At 35.2% G+C, this 16,539-nt stretch carries 12 protein-coding genes; 1 reads left to right on the top strand and 11 read right to left on the bottom strand.

The window, feature by feature from the left end; translation table 11 throughout:
• Window positions 1-67 precede the first annotated feature (67 nt).
• The 7 genes from ABMA70_RS10995 to ABMA70_RS10965 form a co-directional block, all read right to left on the bottom strand.
• Window positions 68-1,726 carry a methyl-accepting chemotaxis protein gene (locus ABMA70_RS10995; protein ID WP_392993519.1) on the bottom strand — a complete coding sequence of 553 codons (1,659 nt, stop codon included), beginning with the start codon at window positions 1,724-1,726 and terminating at the stop codon, window positions 68-70.
• Between the two features lie 30 nt (window positions 1,727-1,756).
• On the bottom strand, window positions 1,757-3,640 hold the full coding sequence (gene cheB, locus ABMA70_RS10990; protein ID WP_392993522.1) for a chemotaxis-specific protein-glutamate methyltransferase CheB: 1,884 nt from the start codon (window positions 3,638-3,640) through the stop codon (window positions 1,757-1,759).
• A 29-nt stretch (window positions 3,641-3,669) separates the two neighbouring features.
• Window positions 3,670-5,775: a methyl-accepting chemotaxis protein gene (locus ABMA70_RS10985; RefSeq protein WP_392993525.1), complete on the bottom strand. Its 2,106-nt coding sequence runs from the start codon at window positions 5,773-5,775 to the stop codon at window positions 3,670-3,672.
• A 33-nt stretch (window positions 5,776-5,808) separates the two neighbouring features.
• Complete coding sequence (locus tag ABMA70_RS10980; RefSeq protein WP_103217675.1) at window positions 5,809-6,276, bottom strand: chemotaxis protein CheW; 468 nt, start codon at window positions 6,274-6,276, stop codon at window positions 5,809-5,811.
• A gap of 27 nt (window positions 6,277-6,303) precedes the next feature.
• Window positions 6,304-8,337, bottom strand: a complete 2,034-nt coding sequence (locus ABMA70_RS10975) for a chemotaxis protein CheA (RefSeq protein WP_392993528.1) — start codon at window positions 8,335-8,337, stop codon at window positions 6,304-6,306.
• 148 nt (window positions 8,338-8,485) lie between these two features.
• Window positions 8,486-9,322: a chemotaxis protein CheX gene (locus ABMA70_RS10970; protein ID WP_103217673.1), complete on the bottom strand. Its 837-nt coding sequence runs from the start codon at window positions 9,320-9,322 to the stop codon at window positions 8,486-8,488.
• A gap of 12 nt (window positions 9,323-9,334) precedes the next feature.
• Window positions 9,335-9,748: a response regulator gene (locus tag ABMA70_RS10965; RefSeq protein ID WP_103217672.1), complete on the bottom strand. Its 414-nt coding sequence runs from the start codon at window positions 9,746-9,748 to the stop codon at window positions 9,335-9,337.
• Between the two features lie 379 nt (window positions 9,749-10,127).
• Here ABMA70_RS10965 and ABMA70_RS10960 point away from each other — a divergent pair, with 379 nt between their 5' ends.
• Entirely contained in the window at window positions 10,128-12,131 is a 2,004-nt protein-coding gene (locus ABMA70_RS10960; RefSeq protein WP_392993531.1) for a hypothetical protein, read from the top strand.
• Between the two features lie 46 nt (window positions 12,132-12,177).
• Here the strand turns inward: ABMA70_RS10960 and ABMA70_RS10955 are convergent, their stop codons facing one another.
• The 4 genes from ABMA70_RS10955 to ABMA70_RS10940 all read right to left on the bottom strand — a co-directional run bounded on the left by ABMA70_RS10955 (window position 12,178) and on the right by ABMA70_RS10940 (window position 16,455).
• Window positions 12,178-13,209, bottom strand: a complete 1,032-nt coding sequence (locus ABMA70_RS10955) for a pseudouridine synthase (protein WP_103217670.1) — start codon at window positions 13,207-13,209, stop codon at window positions 12,178-12,180.
• Window positions 13,210-13,314: 105 nt separating this feature from the next.
• Complete coding sequence (gene scpB, locus ABMA70_RS10950; protein ID WP_103217669.1) at window positions 13,315-14,832, bottom strand: SMC-Scp complex subunit ScpB; 1,518 nt, start codon at window positions 14,830-14,832, stop codon at window positions 13,315-13,317.
• A gap of 23 nt (window positions 14,833-14,855) precedes the next feature.
• The gene (locus tag ABMA70_RS10945) at window positions 14,856-15,761 is read right to left on the bottom strand and encodes a ScpA family protein (RefSeq protein WP_103217668.1); all 906 of its coding nucleotides are present in this window, start codon (window positions 15,759-15,761) and stop codon (window positions 14,856-14,858) included.
• A gap of 34 nt (window positions 15,762-15,795) precedes the next feature.
• Window positions 15,796-16,455 carry a site-2 protease family protein gene (locus ABMA70_RS10940; protein ID WP_103217667.1) on the bottom strand — a complete coding sequence of 220 codons (660 nt, stop codon included), beginning with the start codon at window positions 16,453-16,455 and terminating at the stop codon, window positions 15,796-15,798.
• Window positions 16,456-16,539 lie beyond the last annotated feature (84 nt).

Below are 16,539 nucleotides of genomic sequence, written 5' to 3'. Positions count from 1 at the left end.
AAAATATAGTAAAAAAAAAGGGCACTGTGAAAGTGCCCTTTATTTTATTTGATATGAATGACAGTTATTATGCAGCTTTCTTTGTCTCAGAATTTTCTGATTTTTTATGAAAGTTTACAACATTATTAACTGCTCTTGCTGCTGACCTGATTTGAGCAACAATTAATCCTCTTAAATCAGTAATATCTTCACCAATGTGGATAACAGCTTGGCTTAATTCTGTCGATGCAGCCTTAAGATCATGTGCCGACTGATTTGTTAAACTTGCAGAACTTGAAATTTCCTGCATTGCTCTACTAACTTCTTCGACCCCAATTAACTGCTCTTTTGAAGCATTTGCCACTTCATTAGAGTTAGCTGAAACCTCATCAAAATTTCTTAGTACTTGAGTAAATACTTCCTGACATTGATTACTAATCTCAACACTTTTGTTAATTTTGTCTCGACTCATATTTAATGATTCATTTACATGCTTACTTGAATCATCAACAATCTCAGTTACTCTTTTTAAGCTATTAACAAGTAGTTTAGAAATTTCATCAGCAGAGTCACCACTCATTTTAGCAAGATTCCCTACTTCTTCTGCTACAACAGAAAAACCTTTACCGTTCTCTCCTGCTCTTGCTGCTTCAACAGACGCATTGAAAGAAAGTAGCTTTGTTTGAAAAACAATATCGTTAATCACTTGCGTTTTAGCGTTAATTTCTTCAAATACAGAGATAATTTCATTTAATTCGCTATTACTCTTTTCAACAGTATTTGCTAGTGCAGTCGTACTACTATCAACATCCTTAACACCACGTCCTAAATCTCCTAGAGACTTTACACCATCAGTAACAAGCTCCTGACTTTTTTGAATCAGAGAAGCTACATTATTAGATCCATCAGTATTGCTCTTAATCATTTGAGAAATCTCATGTAGAGAGCTCGATGTCTCTGTTGCTGCTGCTGAAAGTTGCTCAGAAATAGAGCTAAGTGCAACTGACTTATTTTTAAAAGTATTAGATACTTTCTCTAAATTTTGCCCCTCATGAGAAATTGACTCAACGATATTATTGATACGTCCATCGATTCTTCTTGCCATAAAAATACAAATACCAACAGAACCGAATAAGCTAATAACTGAGATAATAGACATTAAGAAGATCGAATTAGAATAAGTCTCATCTGCGTCCTTAAATTCAGCATCTCCCATTCCTAAAATAAGCTCTTGTAATTGATCTAAACTATCTCTTGCATTCTCAAATGTAGAGTTAACTGGCCCAAGAGAATTAGAAATCAATTGTGACTTATTAAATCTCTTAAACTCACCATCTTTATTAAGAGGAAACTTTTCTGCTGCAGTTCTTTCAAATGCTTCTAGCCCCTCGTTAAATTTTTTCGAAATTTCAATTTCCTTAGGTGAATCACCTAGAACAGTATACTTTTTGAAGCGATCAACAACTTGCTGCTTATTAGTAAAGTAGTCATCAGCTAATGCTTTCTTCTGTTTTTCAGTTAGTCCCTCTAGAAGTAGCGTTCTTTCCGCAACCAACATCTGCTGAAAGTCACGGTCGGCTTGTACTAGACTGTTAATACTAGGAAGTCTCTTAGAAAATACTGTATAAAGATGTGACTTCACTGATGTTAATGATTGATATCCCACAAATGCAATAACTAGCTGTATGGCAAGCATAGTAGCTGATAGTGCAATAAGCTGTTTCTTAATTGTCCATTGTCCTTTCATAACCCCTCAATCTCTCCCCAAAATTCTATTTTAATTCTTCGCAACCCTCGTCAGAATTTGCTCAGTAATTTTATCCAGTGGTAAGGAAATACAAGAAGCACCTAAATCAAATGCTTTCTTAGGCATTCCATATACAACTGAAGTTTCCTCGTCTTGTGTAATTGTAAAAGTATCGCACTCTTTCAATTTCAATAAACCTTTCGCACCGTCAGCACCCATTCCTGTTAAAAGAGCAGCTGTAACCTTATGTCCTTTTAGCTTAGCTAAGTTTTCGAACAAATAATCAACGCTCGGACGGTGTCCAGAATATATCGGTGTTTCACTATCTAACTTGATCATTAATTTACTTTTTCCAACAACTCCCATATGAATTCCACCAGGAGCGATGTAGACGGTGTTATTTTTAACTTCTTCACCATCAGTAGCCTCAACAACGTCAAATGGACAAAGCTCATTTAAACGATTTGCAAATGCCGTAGAAAAGACTGGTGGAATATGCTGTACAATTAAGACAGGTGGAAATTCCTTAGGGAAACGCATAAGCAACTGTTTGATCGCCTCAGTTCCCCCAGTTGAAGCACCAATTGTGATCAACTGACTACCTGAGAAATCAAAATTATTAGTTCCTACCCAGCTAGTTAACTTTTGACTTTTAGATTTAACAATACTGCTATAAGCAAGATCAATTTTTTCTAAAAGGGCCTTTTTAAACTTAAAGATATCATCAAATGAAGGCTTTTTAAGATAATCAAAAGCACCATCTTCTAGACAGCGCATAACGATATCCCCATCACTCTTACTTACAGAACTAATCATAATCGCCTGAAGCGACTGATCTTTTGGAAGGTTCTTTAAAACATCATGACCACTCATTTTTGGCATATTGATATCAAGAGTAATAACATTTGGTTTAAGCTCTTTGATTTTCTCTAAACCATCTGCACCATCAACTGCTTCACCTACAACTTCGTAGCCAGGAACACCTGTTAGACATTTTCTAATTAGCTTCCTAACCGTACTAGAATCATCTACAATTAGAATTTTCTTAACTTGCTCTTGCCTAACTCGAACACTTCTTTTAGTTTCATGATTTGTTTTGAAATAAATTGACTGCCCAAGACTTTGGAATCCCTCGTGCTTCCTAAGTGTTTCTGAGATACCAATAAAAAGATATCCCTTATTTGTCACACAATTAGAAAACTTCTTTATAACTTTATCGATTTGGTTTTCATTGAAATAAATAAAGACATTTCGACATAGAATAATGTCATACTTATCGCGATACTCCGCACTATTTTCATCTATTAAATTATGAACCTTAAATTTGCAAAATTTTTTAAGCTCATCACTTACTTTTACAAAGGGAGTAATATCACCACTACCTCGATACCAATTTCCTTCCAAGTACTCTTTAGGAACTTTTTGTAGCTCTTTCCAGTAATAAACACCTTTTTGTGCATGCTTCACTGATTTTTCGCAAATGTCTGTGGCCAAAATTTCAAATTTAAAACTTGGATCTATTTCTCTTAAATGCTTTTTTAAAATCATTGCAAGGCTATATACTTCATCACCTTTGCTACAGGCTGCACACCATATTTTAAGGCTATTTCGGCCACTATTTTTGATGCGCTCAACTATCTTAGGAAGAGATTTTACAATGAATTCGAATTGATTCTTTTCACGCATAAAGAATGTGTAGTGTGTCGTTAGTAGTGAAACTAGCTCACTCTTTTCTTGACTACCAGGAGTCTTAATAAGAGAGAGATATTCTTCAGCATTATTTAAACGAAGCTCTACAATTCTTTTGTCAATGCGAGACTTCACCATTGCATCATTTTGTGATGTAAAATGAGTCCCTGTCTCTTGTGACATCATTTGCGCTATTTCAATATAACTTCTAGCAAGATTACTCATTCAATCTCTTCCCAATTTCCTTATTGATCTTATACTGCTTTATCAAATCTTGCGTCGTCTTCGCTTGGATACTCATCAGAGTCTACTTCTAAAACAGGGTCATCAAACCCCATATCCTCGACGACTGGTGCACTCTTTGCAACGAACTTTGCTGGCTTATCCTTAACAACTTGTGGTGCTGGAGTCGAGTCGAAGACAGGAAAATCTTCAACCACTTTGTGCTCTGGTGCAGAATAAGTTTCTACTGGCGCGCTTGAAATTGAGTCAACAAGTCTATCTCTATCTGCCGATAAATTTTGAATTTTTCCTAATACTTCACTTTCTAACTCTTCAACAATTCCATTTAGGATTGAAGTTTGTTCAGACAAGCTTTCTGCAAAACCAGAAGTTTCCTGTGCAATACTTGAGTTAGTATGAGTTACTTCATCAAGTTCATTCATCGCATCTGAGATATTATTTATCCCCTCAGCTTGCTCTTGAGATGCTGTTGAAATCTCCGTCATCATTTTTGTAACGGCATCAACATTATCAACAACACTATCTAGAATTTTTCCACAATTTTCAGAAACATCAACACCTTTAGTAATACTTGTTTGAGCTTCTGAAATAAGTCTTTTAACGTTCACTTGTGTTTCATCAACAATTGATTGTACTTTCTTAATTGAGCCACCAAGTAGTTCTTCAATTTCAAGAGCAGCGTTACCACTCATCTGAGCAAGATTTCCAACTTCTTCAGCAACAACAGCAAAACCTTTCCCATGCTCGCCTGCTCGAGCTGCCTCTACAGAAGCGTTAAAAGATAATAGCTTTGTCTGGAATACGATATCGTTGATTACTTTTGTTTTTTCAGAGATCTCATTAATAACATCGACGATCTTTACAATCTCTTCATTATTACGATTCATCTCTTTCATAATATCTTCGTTATTACCGTTAATTTGTCCAATAGCTTCAACCATATCATTAACGGCCTTCTTACCTTCTAGAGCAACACGTTGTGATTCATCAGCCTTTTGGCTTGAAACTTTTGCATTCTCAACACTTTTATTAACCATGGCCGTAATCTCATTAAGAGTAGCAACAGTCTCTTGAATAGCACTTGCTTGTTGAGTTACTGAAGAAGAAACTTTTGCTGATGCCATACTCATATTAGTTGAAGACTTTTCAGTAACTTGTGACGAGTCACGTAGTCTCTCACTAAGTACAATAATTTTCTTAATTGATTTTGAGAAATTATACTGAAATCCATACGCAAAGGCTGCAATCACAGCAAAAAGAATTGGAATAAAAAAGCTGATTTTATCCTCTAAGACAGTACTTTCTTCAATTCTTTCAGTAGTTTTTCTATCAATCAACTCAATATTTTTTTGAATGATTTCGAAAATATTCTTTGTACCTTTTACAGCGATAGCACTATATTTCTCTAAAAGTAGTTGATTTGAATATAATTTATCAAATGTACGAATGTAGTCATTAACAGACTTAATCACATCACTATAAATATATTGCTTATACTTTCGAGCAATTAGCTCCTTCTTAATTTTCTCACTTTCAGTTTTCGCTTTATCTACATAACTCTTTGTTCTTCTTAAAAGGAAATCTTTTTCGTGGCGACGAAGATTAAGAAGAGAAATCATGAAACTTGGATTTAAATCGTATTTCTTAATCTTTTTTTCAATATCATGAGCGAAGCTTCTAAGCTCACCTCTAAGACCACTCTTTGAGTCACCTTCAATCTTTAAAGTACTGCGAGTATTACCAAAATTCTTAGAGTGTTCTTTAAACTCTTTATAAAGCTCATCCCAAATGATTTCATTAGAATAATCAACATCTATTTTTTTCATATTGGTATAAGTTTCTTCGTTTATTTTAGCTAGCTCAAGAAAACGCTTAACTCCAGCGGGATCTTGTGAAATTATAAACTCTTTCTCATGTGAAATTTGTTCTCCAAGATTTGCTGCAAAAGTTCTCATCGAATCTTTCATTTTCAAGTCATTTTGAACAGTATTCTTTAAGCTTTCAACGAGTCCATAGTAAGAATAAATTGAGATAGCTAATCCAATTCCAAACATTGCAAAGATACCAAGAAAACTCAGAATCGTTTTTTTGTTCATTGACAGTTTTGTTTGTTTCATTACTTTCTCCCGGTGTATCTACACCATCCCCAATTATGCAGCTTTCTTAGCTAGGCCATTAATTTCATCGATATTCAAAATTGATTCAAGATCAACTAATTGAATTAAAGATTCGTTATGACGATATACCTTGTTTAAGCGGTCACGTTTCTTTGTTTCTACAGAAGCAACTTCTTGAATCTGTTCTTCATCAACAGATAGAACCTTGCAAATATTATCAACAACAATACCTAAGCATAGCTGACCAAACTCAACAATGATCACGGCTTCTTCATTAGATTCAGCAGGTTTAACACCCAGCCTCGTGCGTAGATCAATAATTGAAATTACTTGTCCACGTAAGTTCATAATTCCGACATAGTAACTAGGACTAAATGGTACATTTGTTGTTTCAGGAACAGAGATAAGTTCTCTTACTTGTAGAAGTGGGATTGCATAGTGTTCATCCCCAAGTTTAAATTCTAAGTACCTTTTTGTTACATCAGTTGTTTCATTTTCCATATTTTCCCCACACTTCAAGTTATAATATTAAGCTGCGTTACTTACTGGTCTCTGACCTTTTGTTTTACTTACTTTATTCACAACAAGTTCTTTCAAGTCTAAGATTAAAGCAGGACGCCCATTACCAAGAATAGAGCTTCCCATAAAACCTTGTGTATTCTTGATATCATTTCCAAGACTCTTAATAACGACTTGCTGACGTCTTAAAACATCATCAACAACAATTGCAAAATCCATATCTTCAGTTCTTACAACTAGTGCAATCTCATTTACTGAAGGCTCTTTCACATTATGTTTCAGAAGTGTACTAAGTCTAAATGCTGGCAGTACTTGTCCTCTAAGCACAATACATCCTCCAACATTATTAACTTTCTTATAGTTTTCTTCTGTAACAGAGACAGTCTCATGAATTAAGTTCAATGGAACAACATAGTTTTCTTCACTAACTCGTGTAACCATCCCTTCAATAATAGCCATTGTTAATGGAAGCTTAATTCTAAAGGCAGAACCAGATCCGACCTCAGACTTAACTTCAACGGCCCCTGAGATATCTTGGATATTCTTTTTAACAACATCCATCCCTACACCACGTCCAGAAATTTCACTTACAGCTTCTTTAGTTGAAAAACCTGGTGCAAAAATTAAGTTAATCGCATCTTGATCACTTAGTTTATCTGCATTTTTAATAACGCCTTTCTCAATTGCTTTACTTTTAATAATCTCTGGGTCAATCCCTTTTCCATCATCAACAACTTCAATCACAAGACTATTACCTTCATGATAAGCTTTGATTTGAATTTCACCAGCATCAGACTTACCAACGGCTTTTCTATCTTCAACACTCTTTTCAAGCCCGTGGTCGACTGCATTTCTAACGATGTGAACTAATGGATCTGAAAGTTGCTCTAGAATATTCTTATCAACTTCCGTCTCTTCACCAACAATAGTAAGATTAACTTTCTTACCTAATGCCTTTGATGTATCTCTTACAATACGTTGTAATTTAGAGAATGTTGTTTTAAGTGGTACCATTCTCATTTTCATTGAAATATCTTGAATTTCTTTTGTAATTTTTGATAAGTGACTAACACTTTTTCTTACGTGCTCATCAGCAACAAGATCGTTACATTCACTTAAAACAGTTTGTAGAATTACAAGTTCTCCAACATAGTTGTTAAGTTTTTCTACACGACTAATACCAATACGAATTGTCTCTTCTGGTTTTGCGGCCTTTTTTGGAGCTGCCGCCTGAACTTTCGCAGCAGGAGCTGAAGATGGTTTCTTCTCTTCCTTCTTCGCTGCAGAATCTAGACTTACAACATTATCAACGACAGGATCTTTAGGAGCTGTTTCGCTCATTAAAGTATCTAGATCATTTGGTGTACTTGAAGCAGGTGCTTCAACAGGCTTTACTTCTTCTGTTGTATCAAAAGATTCACCATATAATAGACGATCAAGGTCACTCATATCTGATTGACTCGGACGTGCATCCGCAACAACTTCTTCATCAAAGCTTACAGGTTCCTCGTTATCAAGAATTCCTTGTAGTTCTTCGTCTTCAAAGTCCTCTTCTACTTCTTGATGATAAGTATCTTCATCTTCTTCTTGCGCACTCGCTTCAAATTCAGCTTCATCAGGAATATTTGAAATTCTCAGGTCATTATGCTCAACATCAGCACTTGAAACATCTTTAATAAGTTGGATGATCTCATCAGAATTAAACTTTGCTTCAATATCATCTCTTAGAGTTGAGATCATATTATTTAAATGATCTGAACATTTTAAGAATACATCAATAACATCAGCACAAATATCGACTTCGCCTTTCTTAACTTTTAAGATCAGCTCTTCCATCTCATGCGTAAACTCAGCTACATCACTAAACTCAACGGCCCTTGATGTACCCTTAAGGTTGTGAGCAAGGCGAAAGATTTTATCGATATGCTCATCTGTATTATCGACACCCGATTCTAGCTCTAGGAAAGACTCTTCACAATCTTCAAGAAGCTGAACAGCCTCTTCAAGGAAATCCATCTTTAATTCTAATTCAAACTCATCCATAATCACATCTTGTCTTTTGTGTTAATATCTCTTCATTATTCGGACAAAATTTTTATTTAATTAGTGTTTTTAGTGGCTTACTATAAATTTCTATAAACAATCTTAATTACATGACAAAGATCATGTTCAGTTTTTTCCAACTACCTAATTATTCGTTTGCCCCCAATAGGATGTAGATATAAAAAGAGCCCAGTTTCGTTGCTAGTGGAATCATTAATGACTCATATTTGCCTAGCTCAATTTCTGAAAAGTTCTCTCTTAATAAAACTGATGGAATTGCACGGTCAATAACAATCCCTCTATTTTGATTTAAAGTAGCCTTTGCCTGCCCTAATGTAATATTTGTAAATTCTGCAATTGCATCTTTCACATCTTCATTAAGCTCAGTGTAATCTTCTCCGAATATTTGGTTATAAATATTGATAAAAACAATATCTGGAAAACAAATTAAAAGCCTGCCATTAAACTGCTCATTTTGAACATCAATTGATCCAATTAAACCAATCTCATAACTTTCAAAATCTTTTGCTTTTGATACTTTTCCCGGTAATACTTTTAAATTTGCCTGAACCCCAAATGTATCAATTGCTGCTTGAATAAATGGGTTAACAAAGTTTACATCAAGCTCAATTCTCTTCTTTTTAAGATTTAGCTCTTGTAGTCTTTTCGATATCGAATCTGTGAAATTAAAACGTTCATCTGCATAATCACTTTTAAGTTCTCTAATTAATTTTGATCGCGCATTAATTGTATAAATCAGAATTGATTTATCTTCTGCAGATTTAAAAAGCCTAAATATTTCATTATAAATTTTTGGTGATACAAATTCGACACTCTTAAAATCTAGAATAATTAGCTTATCCTTCTCGTCCTCTAGAATCGCATCAAAGATCATCGATAAAGACTTAACGCAATCTAGATCGATATCACCTGAGAAGGCCAAAACAGAGAAGTGAGATTTAGTAATTCTCTCTACCATACCCATGAAAGCCTCCTATTAACCTTGTGGAAACCTTTTCTTCATGGCCAGGGCCAACCTCTTCTTAAATGATGCTTGATCGAATGGTTTAATAACATAACCATCTACATCACTAGCAATTGCCTCTTGAATTTGTGCAACGTCTTGCTCTGCTGTAACCATTACGAATGGCATCTCTTTGAAGTTCTCACTGCCTCTAATTGTTTTTAGCAGATCCAGTCCAGTAGCATTCGGCATACTCCAGTCAGAGATGATAAAAGATATCTCATTTGGTCCACCTTTATTCTCTACAATTTTTTTAAGAGCATCTTTTCCATCAACTGCCTCAACAAAACGATCGGCCCCTAAATCACGTAATAACTTTTTTACGATCTTTCTCATTGTGCTCATGTCATCTACAATTAAAAAAGAAAACTTCTTAAGATCTTCCATATACTCATTCTCCTACTCAATAATCTTCAACTAATATATCACCAGGTAAATAGCGCAAATAGCGACCTTATTTTTCCCAGCAAATAAAAAAAGTTTTGATCTCTTATTTAAACTTAATATATCTAGTTAGTTATCGGCTTTTACTAATTTAAATTTATGCCAATTTGTGTCAAAGTTTATTATTTCCCCAAAGGGAATTTATTGTAGAAAATGCCTATAATTTCCTGTGTTTGCCAATTTAGCCACTTAAAAGTTAACTGAGTTAACTTTCTCCTTACAATGAGCTATCAGTCGATAAAATATGCTTAGACTTTGTTCACACTTATAACTATTACATTCAACGATTTTCCAACTATTTATTATGATATTAATCATAGACATGAATAGGTTCAAAACACTGATAATTATCCTGATTACGTCACTCAGCTTTGCGGCCGAGCAGGCGCCTATTAACGACAAGAATGTGGTAGAAACCACAACTCAAGATAGTACTCCAAGTACTTATTTGAAGTTCAAGTACTTTCTAAGAGATCACCTCTCGAAAGAAAATATCAATAGAAAGCTAATCGATGCTTTTAACAGTTTAAAAGTCAGCTTTGATGTTGATATTTTTAAAATCAATATCGCAGATGGCCTTTCTCTAAGAGGAAAGTACGAATACGAAGTAGAAAAATCCTATATTCAAGGAAACTATACTCGCCGTGATCAATTTAATTTTAGAATTCAGCACGATACAAAGAATGCCTTCTTCCCAGAGCTTCAAACGCCATTTTTCTTAAAGGCCGATCGAAATAATGAAGTAATCATTTCAAGACAATTTGCAAAGAAAACAGATGCAATGAAGGCCCTTCCATTTAATGTCGCTAAGATCCCAATTCGCTCTAAATATGTTGATGAATTAAATCCAGGTGACTTTATTTCAATACCTGCTTCAATGGCCATTACGACAGGCTTTAGTTACAACAATGCAATCCCACTTATGAATACAGGTCTTACTGGGTTTTATACGATGGCAGGAGACTTCTTAATTCAGGTATACAAGCTTGATGATAAGAAAGTTCGTGTAAAAATCATTGCTCAAAAGAAGAAAACTTCTGGAATAAGCTTTAGAAGCCGTTTTGGGATAGAACTTATTAGCTTTGAAATTTTGGGTCAAGACGTCGATTACAAGTATAAGCTTGATTGGTTTAAACTAGATGCTTCTCGCACTAAGGGTAATATTATTCTTGCGGACTATGTTTTTAACCTTAAAGATGAAGAGGTTAGAAAGATTTATGATAAATTATTCAACAATGTCTTTAAATTTAAAGAAGCCAAGCTTCTTGCTGAATCACTTAATTCTGATCTTTTAGATAAGTACTACGTTGTTAACCTAGAGGATGTTGATCGAATTGCTAAGATTGATAATGGTCAGAACTCTCCAAGAGTAGAGCGTGTTTTTAAAGGACACAATAGATACAAATCTAAATCCTCAGGGATTCAGCTTAACTTAGATATTCTAAAGCTTGGAGCAAAGAGCCACTACGTTAATAACCGTTTTAATTTCGAAAAACTTGATGGCTCAACTGTCGCCTTCTACTACCCTAACTACACAAAGACGAAAGAATCAAAAATCTCTATTGAAATTTTTGATACAAAAGAAAAAGAAATCCTTTCATATTTTGGATTAACTTCATCTCATAGTGATCACAAGTTCTTAAACGTAGGAATGAACTTTAATCGAGTTGATAACGAGTTTAGAAGATTAGAGCAAAAAAGATACTTAAGAATTCTTAGTGGAATACTTCCTGAGATAGTAAGAGATGACGTCATCGCACGAATCCCTAAAGAGAAGCGTTACGTAAATTTTAATTCGAAACTTACAATGATTTTAAAGAAGGATGCCTTCTCTTATCTTAACAAAATCTCCTTTGAAGATTTTCACTACCGCTTAGCTGAACACTTAAGAGGAAAAAGAGTTATTCGCACATCAGGCCATGACAAAGACTCTAGAATGCGTCCGTATGAAGTACCAGAAGATGAATACCAAAGAAAAACAAAGAAACTTGCTAAGTTCTTCTACGATATCATCCATAGTGATATGCCTTATAATGAAAAGGTCGATAAATTCACTTCAAAACTTAGAAATATAAATAACGAGCAATATATTATGCAACTTCTAGTAGAGCTTCTACCTGTTGATAATATTGAAAAATATCTTTATCTTGATGTTTATATAGCTGATGATTCTGAGACTCTTGTCGACCTAAGAATCGGAACTAATAATTACCAAGAAATCTATAATCAACTTGAGTACCTGAACCGCTATATTAGAGGAACAGATGAGGACTTAAGAATTGATGATCGAATTGATCGAATCGAAGATATCCAAGAGTTAGACTAATTTACCGACTAAAAAGATAAAAAAAAGCCGCTTAAAGCGGCTTTTTCTATTTAACAAATTCTACGTGAACATGTTTCTGTTCATTTTCTTTCTTAGCAACACGAGCTTTCTTCTTATCTTGTCTCTTCTTGAAAGCTGCTTCTTTTTCTTCCCAAGCTTGTCTTCTAATCTCTTTTTCTTTTGCTTTCTTAGTTTCAGCAATCTCTTTAATTGATTTAAAGTAAGTCTCTCTTCTAAACTTAACAAAAGCTTTATCATCGGCCGCTGTACAACCTTGATGACCTTTCTTCTTTAAGTTTACAGACTTCTTGCTTGAAATATACTCAACAGCATCTTGCATCTTATTTCCTGCCATATCAATACCAATAGCATTCAATAAGTTTCTTCTATTTACTAGACGGTATGAACCAGGAGCAATCCCCTCTACAGTTAAGCCACCAATAGCAACACGCTTTAGTTTATCAACAGTTAGACCTGCACCTTCACACATACGACGAATTTCACGGTTTTTACCTTCATTGATTCTAAACTCAAGCCATGTTTTTGTTTCTAGTTGCTTAATTACGCGAACAGCTTGTGGCTTTGTCATTACACCATCAATATAAACACCCGCTCTTAGCTTTTTAAGTAGGAATTCATTGATTGCACCAAATACTTTTACTTCGTATACCTTAGTAATTTCTGAACTTGGGTGAATAACAAGATTTGCAAAGTCACCATCATTAGTCATTAATAGAAGACCTTCTGAAAGGTAATCTAGACGACCTACAGGATAGATTCTTTCACTGATTTCTTTACATAGATCAACAACAGTTTCTCTTCCTTCAGGATCATTAACTGTAGTCATAACCCCACGAGGTTTATTCATAATCATATAGATTTTTTCAACAGAACCAAGATCTGCTGCTTTACCATCTACTTCAACAGCGTCAATCGTTGGATCAACCTTAGAACCAAGTTCACGAATAGCAATACCATTAACCTTTACACGTCCTTGAACGATTAGGTCTTCGGCCTTACGACGTGAAGTGATTCCACAATCTGCAATAAATTTTTGTAAACGTACTAATTTAGACATTTTGACTCTCCTATCTGCCATCTCGGCGGTTAAAAGCTAAAAGAAAAAGCTTACGTCTAAATAGAACTAAACGTAAGCTTTTACAAGTATTTAAGTAATTATTTCTTAATCAATATATGACTCAGAATCCCCTAAGTCCTTGTTATTTAAAAAATCGAGGTCAAGATCAAGATCCTTTGCTCCATTAATTAAATTTTGAGTTGTTTCATTGATACTATCATCCAGATCAACTTCCATCTCATCTTGTGGCACAGCAGAGTCACCACCAAATAACTTTGCAAACGCATCATCAAGAGCTTGTGCTAATTGATCGGCTTCTTCATCCGTTTTTGTTTCATCAATAATAGCAATTTCTTCAACCTGCTCGGCCGCTACTTCAATATCGGCTTCATCATTAATAAGATCTTCTTCATCAAGACCTTCTTCACTTCCAGAAGATAAAATTGCTTCAGCAACTTCTTCTAACGCTTCTTCAACAGAGATATCTTTAATAACTTCACCTGAATCAAGATCGATCATTTCAAAGTCATCTTCCTCTTCTTCAGGGATATTGAATGGGCCTTTAGTTAAGTCTGCGATAACTTCTGGACAAGTAATGGCCGTAAATACTTCCGATTCAGCCGATTCCTTATTTGCTCCTGTAACAAGTGAGTTATCAAGGTGCTGCTCAAGAAGATCAAATGCAGTAAGAATTGGTGCAGCTTCTTCACCTTCTTCAGTTCTACCTGACTTACGTCTTCTCTCTTGAACCTTAAGAGACTTTGTAAATGCTGTTTCAGAATCAATTGCCTTAATTGACATTGCGATATTATCAAGTTCTTCAATTTCATCTTGATCAAATCGTGACGCAAGGTCGGCGTTAACAAGTGTTTTAATATCTTCGATTTTACCAACACCTTGAGTAGCAATTTCAGCAAGCTCATGCTCTGGTGGTAGTTGATCAATATTTGCTAAGTTGAATACCTCTAAAAATTCAGAAGTTGTCCCGTAAAGAACAGGGCGTCCAACTTCTTCAGAACGTCCAGTTACGCGAACGAGTCTCTTATCCATTAAACCACGTACAATGTGTGAACTATCAACACCGCGGATCTTTTCAACTTCAATTTTTGAAACTGGCTGCTTATAGGCAATGATTGCTAGTACTTCAAGAGCTGTTGGAGAAAGTACTAATTCATTGATTTTAAATAGGTCTTGCACATACTTAGAGAAAGTAGCCTTTGTTCTAAATTGGTATCCATTTGCAACTTCTTGCAGACGAATTCCGTGGTGCTTTAACTCATATTCATCTTGAAGACGAGTAATTGCTTCGTGAACAACACGTAGAGGAATATCTTCATCAATAAGTGATTTGATTTTCATTAATGGAACCGGCTTATCGCTCATGAATACAATTGTTTCAATTGCACCACAAATTGTTTCTTCATTAAGTCCTGTTCTGGCTTTCCAAAGCTTATCTTCTTGAAGTTTTTCATCAGCAAAGTCAGACTCTAGCTTTAAGTATTCTTCTGGAAACTCTAGGTCTTCATCTGATGGCATTAGGGCCATCTCTAACTCTTCAACCATCTCTTCTTCTGTTGATAGAAACTCTAGATTTGCTTCAGTAACTGTTGTGTTCTCTTCCATTTGTGTGCTCTCTCTAATAGCGCTTATTGCGCTACTTGTTCCATATTTTCTAATTCTTGTGTTTCAATCTTATCTTTTGACTCATTCTCATCATCGAACCCATCGGCTTGAGTAACATCGAAGTCATCAAGAGTCTTCACAACATCAACGTAAACTTGCCCAAAGCTTTCATTTTGGAAAACCTGTACACGCTTAAGTCTAGCAAGTTCTAATAGTGAGATGAATGTAATTACAACGTTATCAATTGTGTTCTTACCGTCTGCAGACATTTTTGCAGTATCTTCACCAGTCGTCGTTGCCATTCGGCTATTGCTATCATTTTCAAGTAGTTCATCTAGATTTGTTTTTTGTCCCACTTGTAGATATGTCTTTAAGAATTCTAATTTTTCTTTAATCGATAAACGGTCACGCTTGATAACTGTATATTTGCGATTTTGACGGAAAATAAAATCAATCATCGTATCAGTTAGCTTCTCAAGCTCCATTGGAGTAAGGATTGAGTTAACAATCTCCTTACGATTTACCTTTGGTTTTACGAAAATATCTTTTCCCGTTTGAGGAAGATCAAGAAGCTTTTGACCCATCTTTTGGTAAAGGGCAAGCTCTTCAAGGCGACGAACAAGCTCCGCATGAGAAGTGATATTTAACGAGCTCTCCGAACCAAGCTGACTTTGAAGTTTAGCCTGCTCCTCTTCAGTAACTGCATTCTTTGATTTAAGAAGGACTAACGTCGCAGCTAAGAATAAGTAATCTCCTGCAATATCAAAGTTAAGCTCTTTCATATTTGCTAGATAATCTAAGTACTGCTTAGTAATTCTAGTAAGGTCTAGCTCTTTAATCGACATTTGCTCTTTTTGAATAAGAAGCAAAAGCAGTGAAAGTGGACCATCAAATGTATCCGTTTTAACCTTAATCGTTGTGTCTAACATGTGTTAATTCCCTCAAATCCCTCAATTAACTTAATTAAGAGAGAATACCTGCAAAAGTATTCATTAATACCATCCCTAGCTGCATAACCGGTCTGATCATGTAACCAAAGATAGGTGTAAACCAAAGAATTAGAATAAAAATAAAACTAAATCTTTGAAGTTCTTCATATTTTCGTGCTGAGTTGTAATCTAAGTAAGCTGCAACCATTTTCGATCCATCAAGTGGAGGAAATGGAATTAAGTTAAAGACCGCCAGTAAGATATTAATAAATACCGAGTACTGAAGCATATCCATAAATTGCGTCTTTAATGAGAATGTCGCTGGAACATAAGCGTAAACCATTCCAAAGAATAGCGCAGATAAAACCATAAGTATTAAGTTCGCTCCAGGGCCTGCAAAGCTTACCCAGAAGATCCCTGATTTCATATTTTTAAATCGACGAACATCCACAGGTACTGGCTTGGCCCAACCGAATGGAACTCCACCAAGCATAATTCCTACCATTGGGAAAATTACTGTTCCAACTAAGTCCACATGTGGAATAGGATTTAAAGTTAAGCGCCCAATTCTTTCGGCCGTATCATCACCATATCTCTTGGCCATCCAACCATGTCCAAACTCGTGAAAAGAGATCGCTAATAGAAAGCCCGGCAGGGCCAAAGTCAATGTATTGATAATTCGCATTAAATCCATCGCAATAATCTACCAAAAACCACGGGAATCGACAAAAATTTGCGCCGCAAAATGAACGGAATGTAAGACAAATTAAAGAAATTA

Source organism: Halobacteriovorax sp. XZX-3 (assembly GCF_043196495.1).
Lineage (GTDB): Bacteria > Bdellovibrionota > Bacteriovoracia > Bacteriovoracales > Bacteriovoracaceae > Halobacteriovorax_A.
The sequence above is the reverse complement of the archived record's forward strand: the minus strand, read 5'-3'. Positions and strand labels throughout refer to the sequence as shown.